Origin of the sequence: Gemella cuniculi DSM 15828, assembly GCF_000425665.1 — a bacterium.
Taxonomy (GTDB): Bacteria; Bacillota; Bacilli; order Staphylococcales; family Gemellaceae; genus Gemella; species Gemella cuniculi.
Map to the genome: position 1 here is coordinate 66,214 of NZ_AUDW01000007.1, position 19,471 is coordinate 85,684.

A 19,471-nucleotide genomic window follows, 5' to 3' on the forward strand; every position below is an offset into this window, starting at 1 on the left:
GATTGATATATTATCAATCAAGTTTTTTTATAAGTAACAATATTATTATCTATTAAATTCTTCTAAAAAACAAACAATTTTAGCAAACGGAATTACATCTTTTTTATCATATAAATCAACGTGATTTGCATTTGGAATAATATATAATTCTTTATTATCTCCTTTTAATTTTTTAAAAGCATCTTCTGATAAATAACGTGAATGAGCTTTTTCTCCGTGAATCATTAAAACCGCATTTCTTATTTGGTCTGCATATTCTAATATTTTTGAATTTACTAAACTCGCACCACTCGTCTTAGTCCAACCACTTGCTGAATTTATAGAATTTTCATGATAACCACGAGGAGTAGCATAATAATTATAATAGTCTTGGAAAAACTGTGGCTCTTCCCCTGTTAATTCCTCTGGGAAACCATTTAATTGAAATTCTTGATAACCTTTTTCAAAATCTATAAAACGTTGAGCTGATATTCTCTCTAAATTACTATATCTTTCTTCCATGGTTCCACCATCAAAATATCCTACTGCTGCCACCCTCGTCATATCATACATTGTTGATGTTATAGTTGCTTTTATTCTTGGATCTTGACTTGCTGCATTAAGTGCAAATCCTCCAAAACCACAAATTCCTAATACACCAATTTTTTCTCTATTCACATACGATCTCGTCCCTAAAAAGTCAACAGCTGCACTAAAATCTTCCGTATTAATATCTGGACTCGCTATATTATGAACCTCTCCTCCACTTTCTCCCGTAAATGATGGATCAAACGCTAATGCTACAAAACCTTTTTTAGCCAGTTCCTGTGCATAAAGACCTGAACTTTGTTCTTTTACTGCTCCAAATGGCCCACTTATTCCTACCGCTCCTTTATTATTTTTTAAATCCGTTGGTAAATAAAGATGTCCTCTTAATTCTATTCCAAATCTATTTTTAAATCTTACTTCTTCTACTTTTATGTCTGAATATATTTCAAATACTCTTGTTTCTAATGTCATTATTTTTACCTCTTTTTATATTTCTATATATTTTTAATTACCTTTGCGGGAGAGCCTGCTACTATTGAATTTGCAGGAACGTCCTTTGTTACTATACTGCCCGCCGCTACTACTGAGTTTTCTCCAATAGTTACACCAGGAAGAATTGTAACATTAGCTCCTAACCATGCATTATTTTTTATCAAAATCGATTTTGTTACTAATCCTCTTCTTTTTTCTTTATCTAATATATGACTAACTGTAACTAACATAGATCTTGGTCCAATCAAAACATTATCTTCTAATTCAATCCCTCCTAAATCAACGAACATCACATCTTTATTTATAAATATATTTTTACCAAATGTTATATGTTGTCCATAATCTGTTTGAAATGGCAACGAAATTTCTACCGTATCATCTAGTTCGTTATCTATTATCTCAGAAATCAATCTATTTTTCTCTTTTTTCCCTACTAAAAAATTATAATTTAGTTTAGCTATTTTTATTTCATTTTCTTCTTTTATTTTATGAATTTCTAAAAATAATTTATCATCTTCCAAAATTTCATTTTTACTTTTTATTTTTTCTAATAGCCTATTCATTAGTTCCTCCTACTTTTAACTTTATATTTTCAGTATAATATATTACAATTAAGATAACAAATACTTATAAATTATATAAAAGCATAATAAATAGTTATACTGTAAAAATGAATATTTTATTTATAATATACATAAGAGAGGTCTACTATGGAACTTAGAGTTTTAAATTATTTCTTAACAGTAGCAACAGAAAAAAACATTACACGTGCTGCTGAAGTACTACATATCTCACAACCAGCACTATCAAAACAGCTTAAAGATTTAGAAGAAGAACTAGATGTATCTCTTTTTTCAAGAGGAGCAAGATCAATCACACTAACAGAAGATGGGATTTATTTCTTGGAAAAAACAAAAGAAATACTTTCTCTCGTTGATACTACAATTTCTAATATTTCTTCAAATAATTTTTCTAATGGAGAGTTGAATATTGGTGGAGGAGAAAGCATTCAATTTCAAAAAATATTAAAAATAATTTCTAAACTAAAAAAAGATAATATAAATATAAAAGTCAATATAACTAGTGCCAACGCTGATGATATATTGCCCAAACTTGATTCAGGTCTACTAGACTTTGCTTTAATAGTTGGTTTTATTGACAAAAATAAATATAATCATCTAACTCTTCCCTGGGCCCATACTTGGGGAATTCTTATTAATAAAGAGCATCCTCTAGCTAAAAAAAGATTTGTAACACCAAAAGATTTGAAAAATTCACCCCTTATTATATCTAAGCAGTCTCATGCTGATTCCTTTATTGCTAGTTGGTTAAACAGCAATATAGAAAATTTCAACATTGTAGGAACTTATAACCTTATCTACAATGCATCACTTATGGTGAAAGAAAATCTTGGTATCGCACTCACTTTGGATGGTCTAATTAACACAAATAATACAAACATAAAGTTTATTCCTTTAGAAACAAAGCTAGAAACTGAACTGAGTATTATATGGAAAAAGAATTATACACTTTCAAAAACAGCACAGAAATTTTTAAAAAAATTAAAGGAGGAACTGAATAACTATAAATAAAATTTAAATTTAAAAAAATACGAGGTTTTCTTTTAAACCTCGTATTTCTTTATTTTTTTTGTTCTCTTTTTTCTATTAGCTTTGATAAGTATATTGAACCTATTGTCAATAAAATAACTAATAATGATGCTATTAAAAATTCTTTACTAAAAATATTTGTACTAGTTGCACCAAAATTTAGAAACACAACAGTACCTGGAATTATTCCTAAAACACTTGCTACCATATATTTTGTTAATGAAATGTTAGTAAGCCCATATCCATAGTTAATCATATTATATGGCACTAACGGAATCAATCTTAGTATTACCAAACTCATCATTAGTTTTTCATCACTAACTCCAAAAATACGTGCATGATGCTCTGGCTTCATTTTTTTCTCTAAATAATTTCGGACATACTCACGACCAAAACGACGTGAGAGTATGAACATCAAATAACAATTTATAGATGCTCCTAAAAATGTAAGTAAACTACCTTCCACAAAACCAAAAGCTACTCCTCCCGCAACTGCCAAAATCGGTACTGGAAAGAAAAATATAGGAAGCAATGCAAACATCAAAATATAAATAATCGGTGCCGCTACACCAAAACCTTGAATAAACTCTGTCATAATATTCTCCTTATTTTCTACTCAAAATATTTTGAAATTTTTTCTAAAAACTCATAACTTATATAGGAAGATATTTTTCCAAAAGTAAAGTTATCCATAAGCATTTTTTCACTTTTAGAATACTCCACATATGCCATAGAACACCATGTAATGCCACGCAGGCAATTAAACACTAAATATCTATTAAATCTTTTTCTATCAAATTTACGATATTTACTATAATCTTCTAAAAATAAAGATATTTCTTCTTCATTGAAAATTTTATCTGTCTTCCAAAAGCTGGTTGTTGGTGCCAAAAAATGTGCAAGATCTTGTTCACATTCTCCGATGATAGCTTTCTCCCAATCAATAACATAACTATCTTCTTTTCCATTACCAATTATAAAATTACCAGAATTAAGTTCAGTATTAATAATACACGGATTATTAATTTCATATTTTTCTGGAATCAAATTCTTACAAATATTTAAAAATTTTTCAATAAATATTGCTACCTTCTTGTCACACTTAACCCAATTCAAATACTTCTGAGCCATACTCTCACACTCATCGTACATGAGTTGAAATGGATTTTCGGCTTTAATTAAATTATTTTCTTCAAATTTTGTGTTATGAACTGAACTTAATAAAAAACTGGCAATATTCATATCTTTATTATAGTCCAAAGCTCTTCCTTTTAAAAATTCCATAGTTAAATATTTGTAGGGAAGATAGTTAGTTTCAGTAATTAACTCATAAACCTTCGGAGTTACTCCACTTTTCTCAAGAAGTTTTAAAGTTTCATATTCATACTCAATTTGATTAGAAAGTTGCATCTGACTTTTCATATTAATGCGTAAAACTTTTTTTTCACTATTATAATTATCATTAAAGGTAAAATTAATATTGTATTCTCCAGCACCTAAAAGTTTAATATTTTTATAACCTGTTTCTGCATAAAGCAAATCTTCCTTAGTATCAATATCTAAACCTGTTTCTCCTAAAAAATAATTTAATTTATTATTATTTAAAATCTTTATTAAATTTTCTAAAACCGAGCTATCTCCATAGCGAGGAAGATCAAAAACTTCTTTAATACAATTTTTCATACCAATTAAAAAGTAACCACCATCTTCACTAGGATTTATTACTAAATCAAACTCATTTAATTTTTCAAATGCAGTATTAATCATCTTATTGTTAAGATTAAAAATATCAGATCCTAATAAAATAACCTTATCACTGCTATTTAACTCACTGCAAATAGCATTATACATTTTATCTCCTAATGTATTTCCTGTCTGATAATAAAAACTACTCTCAGAAATAATTTCTTTCATATAAGCATCATCACTTTTGGTTCCATCATGGTAAACTTTTAAATATTTTCCTGTGGATAAAAGAATATCATAATTTTTTTTCAACAATTTTTTTTGAATGTTTATGGCTTTTTGTGGTGTTAAAAAATCATAAAGTCTAGTCTTTGTCGTTCCAATTTTTGGTACTCTTGTAAATAATATAACTGTTTCTCTCATTTTTATAAAAAGGCTAACCTCAATTTTAATATATTAATGTTATTCTTTGTAGGTAGCTCTCCTTTCATTAAAAATTAATGGTTATGTCCTGAATGATCGTCCTTTTTGCCAGTATTATCATTATGATTTGAGTGATCATGGTTTGAATGATTGTGATTTTCATGATTATGACCATTTTTATCATTTTCATCAATACAACACTCTGCCATTTCAAACTTATAACTAAATTCTTTTGTTCCATCCATAGCATTGTACACATTTTTATAACCAAGATCTATTAATTTTTGTGCAACTACTGCTGATCTATTTCCACTATAACAATATGTATAAATTGGAATTTCTTTATTTTCTGGTAAAATATTTTGTAAATTATCTAGATTTTTAGAATCAACATTCTTCGCTCCTGCAACATGCTTTTCATCAAAATCTTTTTTCTCACGAGCATCTAAAAATACTTTATCTGTCTTAGTGTCAAAGATAGCATCTTGAAATTTTGCACTTGTTAAAGTTGAGAATTTTACTAAATCATAATTAAATTCTTTAATATTTTGTGCACTTGATACATCTTTAAACCCTTGTTTTGTTAATTTTTCTACAGCTTCTTTAGTTTTACTAGCGTCATCACTATAAACTACTACTTTTTTTTCTCTCCATGTTCTTATCTCTTCTACACTCTTATCAATATTTTCAAGAGAAATATTAATAGCATGCTTTAAATGCCCTTCTTTATAAGCAACTTCATTTCTAATATCTATAACAAGATAATTTTCTTTTTCTTTGTCATCTTTTTCTATTTTATTTAACTCCTCACCTTTTATTTCCTTTAAATTGCTTGCACCTGAACTTGCTGCACACCCCACCAGAGATAGCGACAAAAGTGCAACTATACTCCCAATTAATAATTTGTTATTTTTCATCTAAGCATTTTCTCCTTTTTCCCTCAATTAATAAAACAAGGTGCACGCTTTAAAGTCTAACTATAAGGCATGCACCATTTTTAATTTAAATTTAGACTATGTCATATCTTCCATAATCTTCTAAGAAAAGTTAAAAACTTCTCTCATTAAAATTTATATTCGTGTTCTTTTGTTCCATCCATAGCGTTATAAACATTAGTGTAACCTAACTCAACAGCTTTTTGTGCAACTTTAGAAGAACGATTTCCACTGTAGCAATAAGAATAAATCGGTGTAGATTTATCTTCTGGTAATAGAGAGGCTAAATTATCTAAGTTTTTAGCATCTACGTTATGTGCACCTTCTACATGTGAAGCATCAAAATCTTTTTTCTCACGAGCATCAAAGAAAACACCTTCTTTTTTAGTGATAGCTTCTTGGAACTCACCAGCTAGTAGTGTAGTATACTTAACTAATTCATAGTCTTTATATTCTTTAACCCCTTTAGCATCTGATACATCTTTGAATCCTGCTTTAATTAATTTATCAGCTGCTTCTTTACTTTTCTTACCAGTATTACAATAAACAACTACTGGTTTTTCTTTCCAAGAGTTAATTTTTTCTATATTTTTATCAATATCTCCTACTGAAATATTAATAGCGTGTTTTACATGCCCTTCTTTATATTCTTTTGCATCACGAACATCAATTACAAGATATTTTTCTTTTTCTTTATCATCTTTTTCTATTTTATTAAGATCTTCTCCTGACATAGCTTTAGCAACAGTATTACCATTATTGTCTGTCGCTGGTTTAGATGATGAAGAACATCCTGCTAATGTTAATGATAGAACAGCTGCCATACTCACAGCTAACAACTTACTTTGTTTCATAAAATATAATCTCCTTTTGGTATTGTTTTCAAAGTCATTATAACAAATTATTAAACTTTATTCAATACTACTAAATGAAATACTCAACAATTATTTTAATTTTATTTGCTTAAGCTATAGTTTAAAAAACAATTTTAACCATATAGAAAACAATAATATCGAACTTCTATTATTTAAAATATTTTTTTATTTTCTATATAGTTAGAAAAATAATTTTTATTTTCCTATATTATAATACTTTCTATCTTTTCTATAAATTCTTTTATACTTCTTACTTTGCACCCAGTATATTGTTTTTTTTCATCATCAAAATGCCATTGTACATCTATCAAACAAGTTTTTAATCCTAATCTTTCCGCTGGTTGAATATCATGAAAAATCGAATCTCCTACCATAATAGTTTCAGCTTCTTCAAAATTATTTTTCTCTAAAACATTTTTAAATGCCTCTAATTTTGGTTTACTCAGGTAAGTTTCTTCAGAAATATAAAGTTTAAACAAATTTTCCAAACCTAATTTTTTTATTTTCATTCTCTGCTCATAAGATTTACCGTTAGTCAAAATAACAAGATTATAATCTTTTTTTAATATCTTTAACTTTTCTATTAATTTTTTATCAGGGACTATTAATTCGATAATAAATTCAAACTGCTTCTTATAATATTTTTCACAATCTTCATTATTTAAGATGATATTATATTCTCTTAAAGTTAAAATTAATCTTTCGTTTCTTAAATGTATAAGACGTAATTCACCCGCATTTATTTTCTGCACCAACATATTATTTATTTTTTTATAAGTTTGAAAAAATTTTTTATATGTTGTTTTTTCGTTGTAATTAAAATAATTAAACGTAAGTTCGTTAGATTTTTTCCATACTGTACTAAAATCATATAATGTATTATCTAGATCGAATATTAAATTCTTAATTTTACTCATCACTTCTCAATCTCCTTATTGTATTCAATCTTAATAATTTTAATTCCAAATAATATATAATTTGCATTAAAAAATAAAATCCAAGTAGATTCATCTTGGATTTTATTTTTTTCCTTTTATCAAACTTGGGCTTAGTTAACACAAAAAACAAAAGAGAATTGCTTATATACTTATACTCTCAATTATAAATTTTCTGCTCAACTATCTTTTTATGATATTAGCAAGCTACTAATTTCAAAAGAGATATTAATCAGAATATTTTACCGTTGGGCGTGCTTCGTAAACCGTAGCTCCTGATGGAACATTATGCTTTACTACCGCATTAGCCCCTATTCTCACGTCATCTCCTATTGTAATATTTCCTAATACTTTAGCTCCTGCTCCAATCATAACATTATTTCCCACAGTCGGATGACGTTTTATCGGATCAAGCGTTGTTCCCCCTAAAGTTGTCCCGTGGTACAATGTAACATTATCACCTATTACTGCCGTTTCTCCAATTACAACTCCCATTCCGTGATCAATAAACAGTCCTTTCCCTATTTTAGCTCCAGGATGAATTTCTATTCCAGTCACTCTTCTAGCTCTTTTGGCCAAAATCCTTGCCCAAGTATGCCAACCTCTTTTATAAAGCTTATGAGCAAAAAAATGATAATTAAGAGCTTTTATATGTGGATATGTTAAATAGATCATTAATTTAGATTTTGCTGCTGGATCATCATTTAATACTCTATTTAAGTTATAACGTAAATTTTCACAAAATTTCATTATGCTTCTACGTATGTGATATCTTCAAACTCAAGCATAGATAAATATTTATCCACACCATCAGGTAAGATTGTTACTATTTTTTTGTTTGGATATTTTGCAGCAACTTTTTTCGCACCAACTATTGCAGCACCTGATGATATTCCAATACCAATTCCCGTTGTTCTCATAAAGTCCTTAGTTTCTTCAATGGCTTCTTCACTTGAAATCGTATATACTTCATCCATTAATTCTTTTTCAAAATTCCCTGGAATAAACCCAGTTCCTATACCCTGAATTTTATGAACACCCCCGTGTCCTTTACTTATTGCTGGTGATTCTTCAGGTTCGAGTGCTACTGCTAAAACCTCTGGTTTACTTTCTTTTAGGTATTTTGCAACACCTGAAAATGTTCCGCCAGTCCCAACACCAGCCACAAAAATGTCAATATCTGGAACTTGCTCTAAAATTTCTTCTCCAGTTGTTTTGTAGTGATAGTCTGGATTTGCAGGATTATCAAACTGACTTAATGAAATTGCATTAGAATATTTTTCTCGAATTTGCGCAGCTTTATCTATTGAACCTTTAATACCTAATTCTTTAGGAGTCAAAATTAACTGAGCACCATATGCTTTTATTAAGGTACGACGTTCTGCACTCATACTCTCTGGCATTATAATTACAGCTTTTAATCCTAATACCGAAGCTAAAATTGCCACAGCTATTCCTGTATTACCACTTGTTGGCTCAACAATAACTGTCTCCTCATTAATTGCTCCTTGTCGATTAGCTTCTTCCAACATACCAAGAACAGCTCTATCCTTAACACTTCCACCCAAATTGTATTTTTCTAATTTAACAAAAATATTTGTGTTATCTAATTGATAAATTGGTGTATTACCTACTAATTTTAGTGATGTTGCTAACATAATGCTCTCTCCTTTTTCTTTTGATTTAATAAAAATTATATCACAAATTATATCTATAAATAAAGTGGTTAGGTTTAATTTTCAAAAAATATTTCTTTTTACTTCAACTTAAATACATAATTCATCCTTAATACTAATTAGTGACACCTATTATAGAAAATTAAAAAAATATTTTTCTATTACAGTATTCATATCAAATGGTATTGGAGCCTTTACATCTATTTCTTCTTTTGTTATCGGGTGTGAAAATTTTAAATTATTACAATGCGGCGCCTGTCTATTTAAAAATTTCGAATTTCCTCCATAAAGTTCATCACCTAAAAGTGGATGTCCTAAATAACCCATATGAACTCTTATTTGATGTGTTCGTCCTGTAAACAATTTTAATTTAACTAAACTGATATTTTCTCTTGTAGAATATTTTTTGCACCAAAACTGAGTTTTCGCATAGTCTCCACTAGGATCAACATACCTAGTTATTATGCTATCCTCTTTTCTCTTTATATTTGCTTCAATAATCCCTAGATTTTCCAGCTTTCCTTCTACCAATGCTAAGTAATATTTTTCAATATTAATTTTACTAAATAAAGCATGAAGATGCCTGTGCTTTGCTATAAGAACAAGACCTGTTGTATTTTTATCAAGTCTTGTAACAATATGTGGAATTACTCCATAATTATTTTTTTTAAAATAAAAGTTTATTTCTTCTAAAAGCGAACTAGCCTCAAGATTCCTTGATGGAATAGTTGGTAAATTGTTAGTTTTGTTTACGATAAGAAAATACTCATCTTCATACACTATATCTAACTCAGCTCTTATAAATCTAACATTTGGGCTAAATTCTTCACCTGGTAATGTTAATTCGACAATATCATTTACTTTTAAATTATACCTAACATTTTCCTCTTTACCATTAACTTTAATACTCCCATCACTATCAAATTTTATTCTAGTCAAAGTTTTTCTAGAAATATTATTAACTAATAAAAAGTCCCTTAAAACTTGTTCTTTTTTCACAATATATTTTAAAATTAAACTACTCATTTTCTATAAACGATCTCTTAACTCTCTTCCAAAAATCCACATCGTTATAACGAATAAATGAAATTTTCTTATCTTTAGCCAAAGTTATCTTCAATTTTGACACAGTATCATAATTAAAATTCATATAATCAACACTAATCCTATGGCTATCATATTTAGTCGGCTTAATTACCAACTCATCTTGTTTTGATAAAATAATAGGATTCCCTAATGTCCTATAAACTAAGTTATTTAAAGCTGCAATTTCTGTAACTTGATAAAGATCCATTTGTGGATGAATTACGGCTCCTCCTAAACTTTTATTATATGCTGTAGAACCAGTTGGTGTACTAATACAAAGCCCATCGCCTCTAAAATTTTCAAAATGTTCTCCATTTATAAAAACTTTGGCTGCATATGTAGATCCCGACATATTATTTACAGCTATTTCATTTAGTGAATAATAATCTGCAATCAAATTTCCTTCTTTACAATACGCTTTAAGCCTTAATAACGGATACTCGTCTACTTTAGGTTCAAGTGCTAACATATCAAAAAAAATTTTTTCAAAATTTTGAACAGAATAATCAGTATAAAATCCCAAATGTCCTGTATGAATAGATAAAAATTTCACACTATTTATTTTATTAACATACTTATTGAAAGTACGCAAAACTGTTCCATCACCACCAATTACGAACACATAATCGGGTGATAAACTATTCTCTTCCATTTCGTTAAATAAAAGAAATTCTTTTAACTTTTTTCCAATTCGTTCAGAAACTTCATCTTTTCTAGTCTCTATACTAAATCTTCCTTTTAACATCTTGTCCCTCATCTTTTATTTTTTCATAATTTTCTAACCAAACATTCGCAAAATCTGGTGACAATGCTCCTTGTTTATTATCAATCCACTCCTGCAATTTATTTACATTATATTTTAATATTTTATCAATTTTTTCTCCATAACGATAACGTGCTTTATTTTGATTATATTCTTCTTCATCTAATAAAAAATATTTCCCATCAGGATATTTCTTTATATCTAGGTCATAATCTATATACTTCACTCCATCTACATCATAAGCAAAAGGGCTACTTAAATTGGAATAATAATGTATACCATCTTCTCTAAACATACAAATTATATTAAACCAACATTCATTATGAAAATAGACTAGTGCTATTTCTTTTGTTACCCAAGTTCGCCCATCACTTTCTGTAACTAGCGTCCTATTATTTGCCAAAATTAAAACTTGTTCATCTGCTTCAAGAACAACATTTTTGTGCCAAATTCGATGTATAGAACCGTCATGCTTATAAGCAATTATTTTTACGACATCCCCTTTTTTGGGTTTTTCATCTCTATACATACCTTCTCCTTTCAACTTTCTATTAATAGATCTTTATAATTATAGCACATTTTTTATGACTCGTTCCACTATGATTGTTCATTTTTTCAAAAATATTTTTTATAAAACCATAAAAAACTAAAATACCTTAATTTTATTTTTTAGATGTTTTTTTTTTTATTTTTTCGTGGCTATCTTCATTTTACAATATACGATTTTTTATTTTTCTGTAATTTTTATATCAAATCTCGAATTTTTTATTGACAAATCTATTTTTTATTGTTAATATATAAGTGTATATACTAGGGCTCTTTATATTCAGTTTAACCGTCTAGGGGTATTATATGAAAAGAATTTTCACTAGAAAGTTTGTAGGGATTTAATAAATTTTCTTTTGAAGATAGCACCATTGAAGTAACATCGAACTGATATAATCTGCAAACTACACCTACTTTAATTTAAGTAGGTGTTCCTTTATTTGAATATTTGAACAACACTTTACTATAAAAATAAAGCTCAGAGTTAAATTAACTCCGAGTCTTATTTTTTATTCGTAATCTATAACTCCTAATGCTATTTTAGCATAACGGGACATTTTATCTTTTGTCCAAGCAGGTTCCCAAACAATATTAACATCAACTTTTTCTATCTCATCTACCCCAAGCATTGCAGTTTCTACTTGTTCAATAATAATCGGAGCTAACGGGCAGCCCATTGATGTTAATGTCATATCTACTATAGCGTGTTTATTATCATCACTCATTTTCACATCATAGACCAATCCTAAATTCATTATATCAATTCCCAACTCCGGATCTATTACATTTTCTAACGCTTCTATTACTCTATCTTTTAAATCATCCATATTAATCTCCTTATAAATTCATTAGAAATTATATATCACTGTTATTCCATAATTTTCTTCTAGTAATTTTCCTACCTTAACTACATAACGCTCAGGATTTTCTTTATGATTTCCTATACTTATATTATTAACTTTTTTCCCAGATTTATCTACTATATCGAATGAGAAATTCTTATCTCTACTCTTAGGAAGTATCTCTCTATTAAATGTTATAGTTTCAATATTATTTAAAATTTCAAAATTAAAAGTTTTATTGTATGCTATAAGTGCATCTTTATAAATTAATAATTTTAATTGTTCATCTATAAAACTAGCCTCTCTTACTAAAATATCTAAGTCATATTCAACCTCAGGATATTCTACAAATAAACTTTCATAATTTCTTTTAGCCTTGAAGACGTTCTTCAGTATAGAATAAATCAAAGTAATTGTTATCAAAATAAATATTATTGCTATGACTACCGTAGATATATAATAAGATTTTCCTGCCTTAACTACATACATATCAGTATAAAATGGACGCTCTGCCATTTTTTTTCTATACGTATCTTTACTAGCCTGATATCCTACTTCTTTTATAACTTCTGTCATTCTTTGCTTTATTAAATAGCTCTTTGTTGCTGAATCGGCGAATTTTTTCTGGAGTTCCTCAGGAATATTTATGTGAGTTCTATGTTTACTTCTTGTTACAGCTAGGACCTCTCCAGCTCTAAAGTATATATTTTCTCTTCCCAAATCTGTCAATTTTCCCGAAATCAATTCTCTGCCACCTAAAACGTTTGACAATTCTTCTTTCGTAGCCTTCAGCATAACAAATCCTTTTTCATGTTCAACTAGATAAAATTTTTCACCTTTTTCTAATTTTTCATCCTCTATACTTTGCTCTTCCACTCCTAAAACTTTTATGATCGGATAGTCCGAGTTACCAATCATATCATTTCCTTTCGCATACTGCCTTTCTAAATCGTCAAAACTGTTTAACGATGCACCTATTCCTCCAATACTAAGAATACACATAAAAAAGGTAATTAGTATACGTATTTTCAAGCCCTTTGTGTAACTTTTTTTCATGGACAAACTCCTTTTATTATTTTTTGTTTGGATTTTCTATTATGACTGCTCCATTCTCCGTTCCTTTTATACAAAATCTACACACATTTAAAAATAATCCATGTTCAACAACGCCGACAATAGTACTTAACTTTTCTTTTACTTCACTAATATTGAATCCATATCCTAAGTGCAAGTCTACTATATAGTTATGATTATCCGTTATTAATTTTTTTCCATCTTTAAGACGCAATACTGGATTCAATCCCACCTCAGTCATTTTTCTAATGGTATGGCTATATCCAAATGGCAAAATTTCTACTGGAAGATTAAATGCACCTAATTTTTCTACATCTTTGCTTTCATCAAAAATCCAAATAACTTCGCTTGCTATATCCGCAACAATTTTCTCTCTAAATAATGCCGCTCCCCCTCCTTTTATAGCATTAAAGTTTTTATCAATTTCATCTACACCATCAACAGCTAAATCTATATGATCTACATCTTCTAATTCTTTAATATTAAGTCCTAAACTTTTAGCGAGTTCTACTGTTTGAATAGATGTTGATACCATTTCAATATTCAATCCATCTTTTACTTTTCCAGCTATGGCATGCACAAAATAAAATACTGTAGAGCCTGTCCCAAGTCCGACGATCATTCCATCTTTCACAAATTCAACTGCCTTTTTTCCAACTATTTCTTTTAAATTCATTTCGTTTCCCTCTTTTTCGTATGTTATTTTACAAATAATATCTTAAAAAAATCAAACTCAAAATCCTTATTCTTTGTCTAATTTTCTCAACCTCTGTGTGATTTTTATTTATATTCTACTAATAAATATTTTTTCTTGCCTCGTCTTAATACTGTAAAACTATCTTCCAATCTATCTTTATTCTCAACTAGATACTCTAAATCTGTAATCTTGTCTCCATTGACATATATCGCTCCGTTATTTATATCTTCTCTAGCTTGCCGTTTTGATTGCACTAGATTACTTTCTACCAAAAAGTCTACAATACCATATTCTTGTTTTTCAAGTTTTACTTTCGGCATTCCTTTTACTGCGTATTCTAACTCTTTTGAAGTTAATTCTTTAATATTCCCTGAAAATAACGCTTTAGTAATATTTAACGCACTTTCTAATGCCGCTTCGCCATGTACTATTTTCACTAATTCTTCTGCTAAAGTTTTTTGAGCTAGTCTTAAATGCGGCTCTTTTTCTAAACTGACTGCCAATTTTTCAATTTCTTCTTTTTCCAAGAAAGTGAATTTTTTTATTGCAGGAATTACGTCACTATCTGCAGTATTAAACCAAAATTGATAAAATTCATAAGGTGTTGTTTTTTCTGGATCTAACCAAACTGCTCCTCCTGTTGATTTTCCAAACTTAGTTCCGTCAGATTTCAACATTAAAGGAATTGTAAAACCATAAGCCTCTACATCTCCACGTAGTTTTCTCATGATTTCTAATCCAGTTGTAATATTACCCCATTGATCTGACCCACCGATTTGCATTTTCACATTATGATGCTCATTTAGGTATGCATAGTCAATCCCTTGTAGAAGAGTATAACTAAATTCCGTAAATGATAAACCACTGTCTAAACGACTAGAAATAGAATCTTTCGCTAACATGTAGTTGACATTTACTAATTTCCCATAATCACGTAAAAATTCAATCATGGAAATTTTTCCTAACCAATCATGATTATTCACGAATTGTATATTATCATTTCCTCTAAAAATATTACGCAGTTGATTTTCTAGTTTTTTACTGTTTTCTGCAATAATTTCTAAATTTTGTAATTGGCGTTCTTCACTTCTTCCAGATGGATCACCAATAATACCTGTCCCTCCACCAACTAAAACAACTGGTTTATGTCCATATTGTTGAAATCTTTTTAATGTTAAAAATGGTAGCAAGTGTCCTATATGAAGTGAATCACCAGTTGGATCAGTTCCACAGTAAATTGATACACTTTCATTTTCTAATAACTTTTCTATTCCTTCTTCATCAGTTTGTTGGTAAACTAAATCTCTATATTTCAAGTCTTCTAATAACTTATTCATCAAAAACCTCCATAACATATTTTATTGTACATTTACTTATCCTTCATTATACCACAAGTTATCAATTTGTTTTATTTTTTTAAAAATATTTCTTGTGGAAGTTATAAAAATATACTAAAAATAATTCCTTATTTTTGCTCTTTGAATAAAAATACTTTAAAATTACTCGTTTCCCACCTTTCTACTACTTATAAAAATTTAATCTAGTTAGTTTATAACATCAAACCATCTTTAATTTATAATTTTTCATGAAAATATGGTATAATTAAATGAATATAAGTAAATCAAGGAGATTTCTATGAAAAAAAAGAAGAATAAAGTTTCAATTCTTGGAGTTATGTTACTCACAATTTCTCTTTGTGTAAGTTTAGGACTAGGAATTGCTATCGGCTTTGTTGGTGGTCTTGTTAAAAATCAACCTATTCTTAATCAAAAGGAAATGCAAGAACAAATTAATAATATCAGCCAAAATAGTGAAGTCTACTTTGGAAGCGGCGAAAGACTTGGAACTATTAACTCTGAATTAATTAGAAAAGTAATAAGTTATGATGAAATGGGAGATAATGTCAAAAATGCTATTGTAGCTAGTGAAGATGCAAATTTTTATTCTAACAATGGTGTTGAACCATTAGCAATACTTAAAGCTACATTTAGTGAAATCACAAAAAAATCTAGCCTTGGCGGAAGTACAATTACTCAACAACTTGTTAAAAATCAGATGTTAGATAATTCTCGTTCTTACGAAAGAAAGGCTAAAGAAATTTTACTGGCACTAAGAATGAACAATTATTTTTCAAAACGAGAAATTTTAGAAACCTATCTTAATGTTGCTCCCTTTGGAAAAAATAGTTTAGGTCAAAATATCAGTGGAATAGAAACTGCTGCTATGGGAATTTTTGGAATTCATGCAAAAGATTTAAATATTGCTCAAGCAGCATATTTAGTTGGGTTTGTTCAATCACCTTATAAATATACACCATTTGATTCCTCTGGAAACATTCGCAGTGATAAAGAATTACAGGCGGGGCTAAATCGTCAAAAGTATGTTCTTGAAAGGATGCTAGCTAACAATTATATAACTACCGAACAATATAATGATGCAAAAAAATTTAATATTAAAGGGGCATTTACTAAGCAAAGAGCTTCAGAATATACAGATTACCCTTATATAAGAGATGAAGTAACAACTTCTGTAGCAGAAATTTTGGCAGAACAAACCGCCAAAAAAAATAATAAAGAACAACAATTTAAAGAAGATAGTGCATATAGAGACGATTTAATAGAAAAAAGTAAAACCAAGTTTATTACTGGTGGTTATAAAGTCAAAACTACTTTAAATAAGAAACTTTATGATACACTTCAAGAAGTAAGAAAAGATTTTAAATCTTATCCAACCTCCACACAAAATGGGACTGTCTACCCATTAGAAATAGGAGCCTCTGTTATTGAAAATAATACTGGGAAAATTTTAGCATTTATTGGTGGAATGGATTATAATAAACAACAACTAAACCATGCAACACGTACTCATCGTTCACCTGGTTCTACCATAAAACCTTTATTGGTATATGGTCCTGCGATAGATAAAGGGTACATCACTCCTAATTCTACGCTTCTTGATAAAAGATTCAATTATAATGGTTGGAAACCAGAGAATTTCTCTCTTACTGAATATGGAAATCTATCTGCGAGACAAGCATTAGCACGTTCTCTTAACCTTGCGACCATAAGATTATATTCAGGATTCGTTAATGAAAATCCCGCCAAAGATTATTTAGAAAAAATGAACTTTAAAGGTATTACTCCTAACGATCAAAATAATTTAGCCGCTGCTATTGGCGGGATGGCTCATGGTGTATCTGTAACAGAAAACACAAATGCATTTGCTACTTTTGCTAACATGGGAGAATATAAAAAAGCATACATAATTGAAGAAATTCGTAACAATGAAAATGAGATTGTTTATAGAGCCACTCATACTCCAACCAGAGTATATAAAGATTCTACTAGCTATTTAATTTTAAATATGCTTAATGATGTCATCAATGCAAGTTATGGAACAGCACCTGATATAGCAAAAGAATTAAACTTTAATAACAAAAATCTATTTGTAAAAACAGGTACATCAGAGTATTATAAAGATTTGTGGGTTGTTGGTGGAACAAAAAACATAACAGTTGGCACTTGGACAGGGTATGATAAGCCAGCAACAGTTCCTAATTACATTTATGGTCATAAAACTTGGATACGTATAATGAATGCAATCTATTCACATGATAGCAACTTAGTATCACCTGATACTTCATTTACTAAACCAAAATCTGTAGTAGATTCAAAAATAAATCCATATAATAATTCTTCAGGAAGTATTTCTGATATGATTCCCGAAGACTTTAAGGAATTAAGTAAAGAAAAAACATTACAAAAGTTTGGGTATAACATTGATAAGAGCATTATGTTTGTTGAACCTAAAAAAGAAGTCAAATCCAAAGATACTGAAGATACTTCTAAGGAAAATAAAAAGGATAATTCATCACCTTCAAACAGAAGTGAAGATGATAACGATGAAGGCTACGAATAAGAATATATAAATAGGGATGAACCTAAAAAGTAAAAATTAAAAAATTTTTCACTTTTCAGTCATCCCTATTATTTTCTATTCATCTAAAACATCATACAACGCTGTTAAATCATGTGCATTTGCTATTTCTACCCAACCTTCAAGATCATCAAATTCTTTAACATGTACTAAAGTATAAATCGCTCTTATTAAAGTATAAAACTCTTGCAATGGTTTTAAAAGATTTTTTAAACTTTTTGCAGTTTCATTGTTCAAAACTTTTTCATATAAATTAGTTGCTTCTCTACTATTTTCACTTTTTATTATATCATCAGGAATAATCCCTGAATGTGCAAGATAGAGCATATAATTATAAAGTGCTTTGAATGACCTATAAGAGTCTTTTATATTGGAAGTACTTTTATTATCTTTGTTATTCCAATGACGAAGATTGGTTAACTGGGCCTGAATAGGATCTTTTATCTGTTCAATCAAATAATTTATGAACTCATCAGCAATTTCTTTTTGCTTTTCCTTCACAATATCAGGTGTGATGTGTTTTTTCAAAAGTTGATTATAAAAACCACCAAAAATTCTATCTAATTCATATGTATCTTCCTCCGTTAAATAATTTTTAGGATCTATAAATTTTGGTAAAACAGGTGGAAATTCTATTGTTTTCCCAACAGTAAATGTACCTACTGTCATATTTAAAGATTGGATAAAATCATTTTTTCTAATATAATTATAAATATGATGGGAGTTTTTTGCATAATAACTAGAAGTAAAGTTTTGCAATCTATTTGTCTCTTTTAAATCTTTTTCTAAAAAGTATTCACTAAGTTTTTTATTATATTTTTTGTCATACTTCCTAAGTTGTTTTAGTTGTGGCAAAGCTGTATTATATGTATATACTCTTTGAAATGTATTTTTTAATAATTCAATCGTAATTGCTAAATGTCCCCCTAAAGAATGACCTGTTGCAACTTTATAACAATTATCAAAATCGGGTAACTTTCTTCTTAAAAATCGTACAAAACTCAATCCTGAATCTAATTGACTCGTATTTTCTCCTGAAACTATCCCTGTATAATTGTACAACCAATCACTTATATCATCACGTTCACTTCCTCGAAAAATCACCAAAAGCTCATTATACTTTGGAACATAAATTGCGGTCGCCTGAAAACCATTTTTACTAAGTTTTGGGGTGGATAAGCCACTATTATAAACTTGAATATCTTTTATATCTTCTCCAGTTACTTGTTTTATAATTCTCTTTATTTTATATTCAATAGTTGTTTGCTTTTTATTATCTTTTATTAAATATTCATAATATGTTAACTTTGCAAGTAGCAAAGGATTATGAAAAAAACGTAAAAACATAACTTCACACTCCTACGAAT

19 protein-coding genes are annotated in these 19,471 nt (G+C 28.8%); 2 read left to right on the top strand and 17 right to left on the bottom strand.

The window, feature by feature from the left end; translation table 11 throughout:
• Positions 1 to 45: 45 nt before the first annotated feature.
• Positions 46 to 999, bottom strand: coding sequence for an alpha/beta hydrolase (locus tag H612_RS08895; RefSeq protein ID WP_084167224.1), 954 nt, complete (start codon positions 997 to 999; stop codon positions 46 to 48).
• A gap of 23 nt (positions 1,000 to 1,022) precedes the next feature.
• The gene (locus H612_RS0100985; RefSeq protein WP_027129769.1) at positions 1,023 to 1,583 is read right to left on the bottom strand and encodes a DapH/DapD/GlmU-related protein; all 561 of its coding nucleotides are present in this window, start codon (positions 1,581 to 1,583) and stop codon (positions 1,023 to 1,025) included.
• Positions 1,584 to 1,730: 147 nt separating this feature from the next.
• Here H612_RS0100985 and H612_RS0100990 point away from each other — a divergent pair, with 147 nt between their 5' ends.
• Positions 1,731 to 2,612, top strand: coding sequence for a LysR family transcriptional regulator (locus tag H612_RS0100990; RefSeq protein WP_027129770.1), 882 nt, complete (start codon positions 1,731 to 1,733; stop codon positions 2,610 to 2,612).
• 49 nt (positions 2,613 to 2,661) lie between these two features.
• Here the strand turns inward: H612_RS0100990 and H612_RS0100995 are convergent, their stop codons facing one another.
• The 14 genes from H612_RS0100995 to tyrS form a co-directional block, all read right to left on the bottom strand.
• Positions 2,662 to 3,225 carry a TVP38/TMEM64 family protein gene (locus H612_RS0100995; RefSeq protein ID WP_027129771.1) on the bottom strand — a complete coding sequence of 188 codons (564 nt, stop codon included), beginning with the start codon at positions 3,223 to 3,225 and terminating at the stop codon, positions 2,662 to 2,664.
• 17 nt (positions 3,226 to 3,242) lie between these two features.
• Positions 3,243 to 4,739 (bottom strand): TIGR04282 family arsenosugar biosynthesis glycosyltransferase, encoded by a 1,497-nt coding sequence (locus H612_RS0101000; RefSeq protein ID WP_027129772.1) that lies wholly within the window; start codon positions 4,737 to 4,739, stop codon positions 3,243 to 3,245.
• A 74-nt stretch (positions 4,740 to 4,813) separates the two neighbouring features.
• Positions 4,814 to 5,656 carry a rhodanese-like domain-containing protein gene (locus H612_RS0101005; protein WP_027129773.1) on the bottom strand — a complete coding sequence of 281 codons (843 nt, stop codon included), beginning with the start codon at positions 5,654 to 5,656 and terminating at the stop codon, positions 4,814 to 4,816.
• Between the two features lie 146 nt (positions 5,657 to 5,802).
• Complete coding sequence (locus H612_RS0101010) at positions 5,803 to 6,528, bottom strand: rhodanese-like domain-containing protein (protein ID WP_027129774.1); 726 nt, start codon at positions 6,526 to 6,528, stop codon at positions 5,803 to 5,805.
• A gap of 224 nt (positions 6,529 to 6,752) precedes the next feature.
• Positions 6,753 to 7,466, bottom strand: a complete 714-nt coding sequence (locus H612_RS0101015; protein WP_035500084.1) for an HAD family hydrolase — start codon at positions 7,464 to 7,466, stop codon at positions 6,753 to 6,755.
• 246 nt (positions 7,467 to 7,712) lie between these two features.
• Positions 7,713 to 8,234: a serine O-acetyltransferase gene (gene cysE / locus H612_RS0101020; RefSeq protein ID WP_027129776.1), complete on the bottom strand. Its 522-nt coding sequence runs from the start codon at positions 8,232 to 8,234 to the stop codon at positions 7,713 to 7,715.
• Positions 8,234 to 9,142 (bottom strand): PLP-dependent cysteine synthase family protein, encoded by a 909-nt coding sequence (locus tag H612_RS0101025; protein ID WP_027129777.1) that lies wholly within the window; start codon positions 9,140 to 9,142, stop codon positions 8,234 to 8,236. Before H612_RS0101025 ends, cysE begins: the two co-directional genes overlap by 1 nt.
• A gap of 150 nt (positions 9,143 to 9,292) precedes the next feature.
• Positions 9,293 to 10,186, bottom strand: a complete 894-nt coding sequence (locus tag H612_RS0101030) for an RluA family pseudouridine synthase (RefSeq protein ID WP_027129778.1) — start codon at positions 10,184 to 10,186, stop codon at positions 9,293 to 9,295.
• Entirely contained in the window at positions 10,179 to 10,991 is an 813-nt protein-coding gene (locus tag H612_RS0101035) for an NAD kinase (protein WP_027129779.1), read from the bottom strand. The genes H612_RS0101030 and H612_RS0101035 overlap by 8 nt, the downstream gene beginning before the upstream one ends.
• Entirely contained in the window at positions 10,972 to 11,538 is a 567-nt protein-coding gene (locus H612_RS0101040) for a DUF402 domain-containing protein (protein WP_027129780.1), read from the bottom strand. Before H612_RS0101040 ends, H612_RS0101035 begins: the two co-directional genes overlap by 20 nt.
• A 526-nt stretch (positions 11,539 to 12,064) precedes the next feature.
• On the bottom strand, positions 12,065 to 12,382 hold the full coding sequence (locus H612_RS0101045; RefSeq protein WP_027129781.1) for a metal-sulfur cluster assembly factor: 318 nt from the start codon (positions 12,380 to 12,382) through the stop codon (positions 12,065 to 12,067).
• A gap of 21 nt (positions 12,383 to 12,403) precedes the next feature.
• A complete protein-coding gene (locus H612_RS0101050; RefSeq protein WP_027129782.1) occupies positions 12,404 to 13,453 on the bottom strand; it encodes a hypothetical protein in 1,050 nt (349 codons plus the stop codon).
• A gap of 16 nt (positions 13,454 to 13,469) precedes the next feature.
• Positions 13,470 to 14,147, bottom strand: a complete 678-nt coding sequence (gene rpiA, locus H612_RS0101055) for a ribose-5-phosphate isomerase RpiA (protein ID WP_027129783.1) — start codon at positions 14,145 to 14,147, stop codon at positions 13,470 to 13,472.
• 104 nt (positions 14,148 to 14,251) lie between these two features.
• The gene (gene tyrS, locus H612_RS0101060) at positions 14,252 to 15,505 is read right to left on the bottom strand and encodes a tyrosine--tRNA ligase (protein WP_027129784.1); all 1,254 of its coding nucleotides are present in this window, start codon (positions 15,503 to 15,505) and stop codon (positions 14,252 to 14,254) included.
• Between the two features lie 298 nt (positions 15,506 to 15,803).
• Here tyrS and H612_RS0101065 point away from each other — a divergent pair, with 298 nt between their 5' ends.
• Positions 15,804 to 18,086 (top strand): transglycosylase domain-containing protein, encoded by a 2,283-nt coding sequence (locus tag H612_RS0101065; RefSeq protein WP_027129785.1) that lies wholly within the window; start codon positions 15,804 to 15,806, stop codon positions 18,084 to 18,086.
• Between the two features lie 75 nt (positions 18,087 to 18,161).
• Here H612_RS0101065 and H612_RS0101070 read toward each other — a convergent pair whose 3' ends face one another.
• Positions 18,162 to 19,451, bottom strand: coding sequence for a DUF6792 domain-containing protein (locus tag H612_RS0101070; protein WP_027129786.1), 1,290 nt, complete (start codon positions 19,449 to 19,451; stop codon positions 18,162 to 18,164).
• Between the last annotated feature and the right edge of the window lie 20 nt (positions 19,452 to 19,471).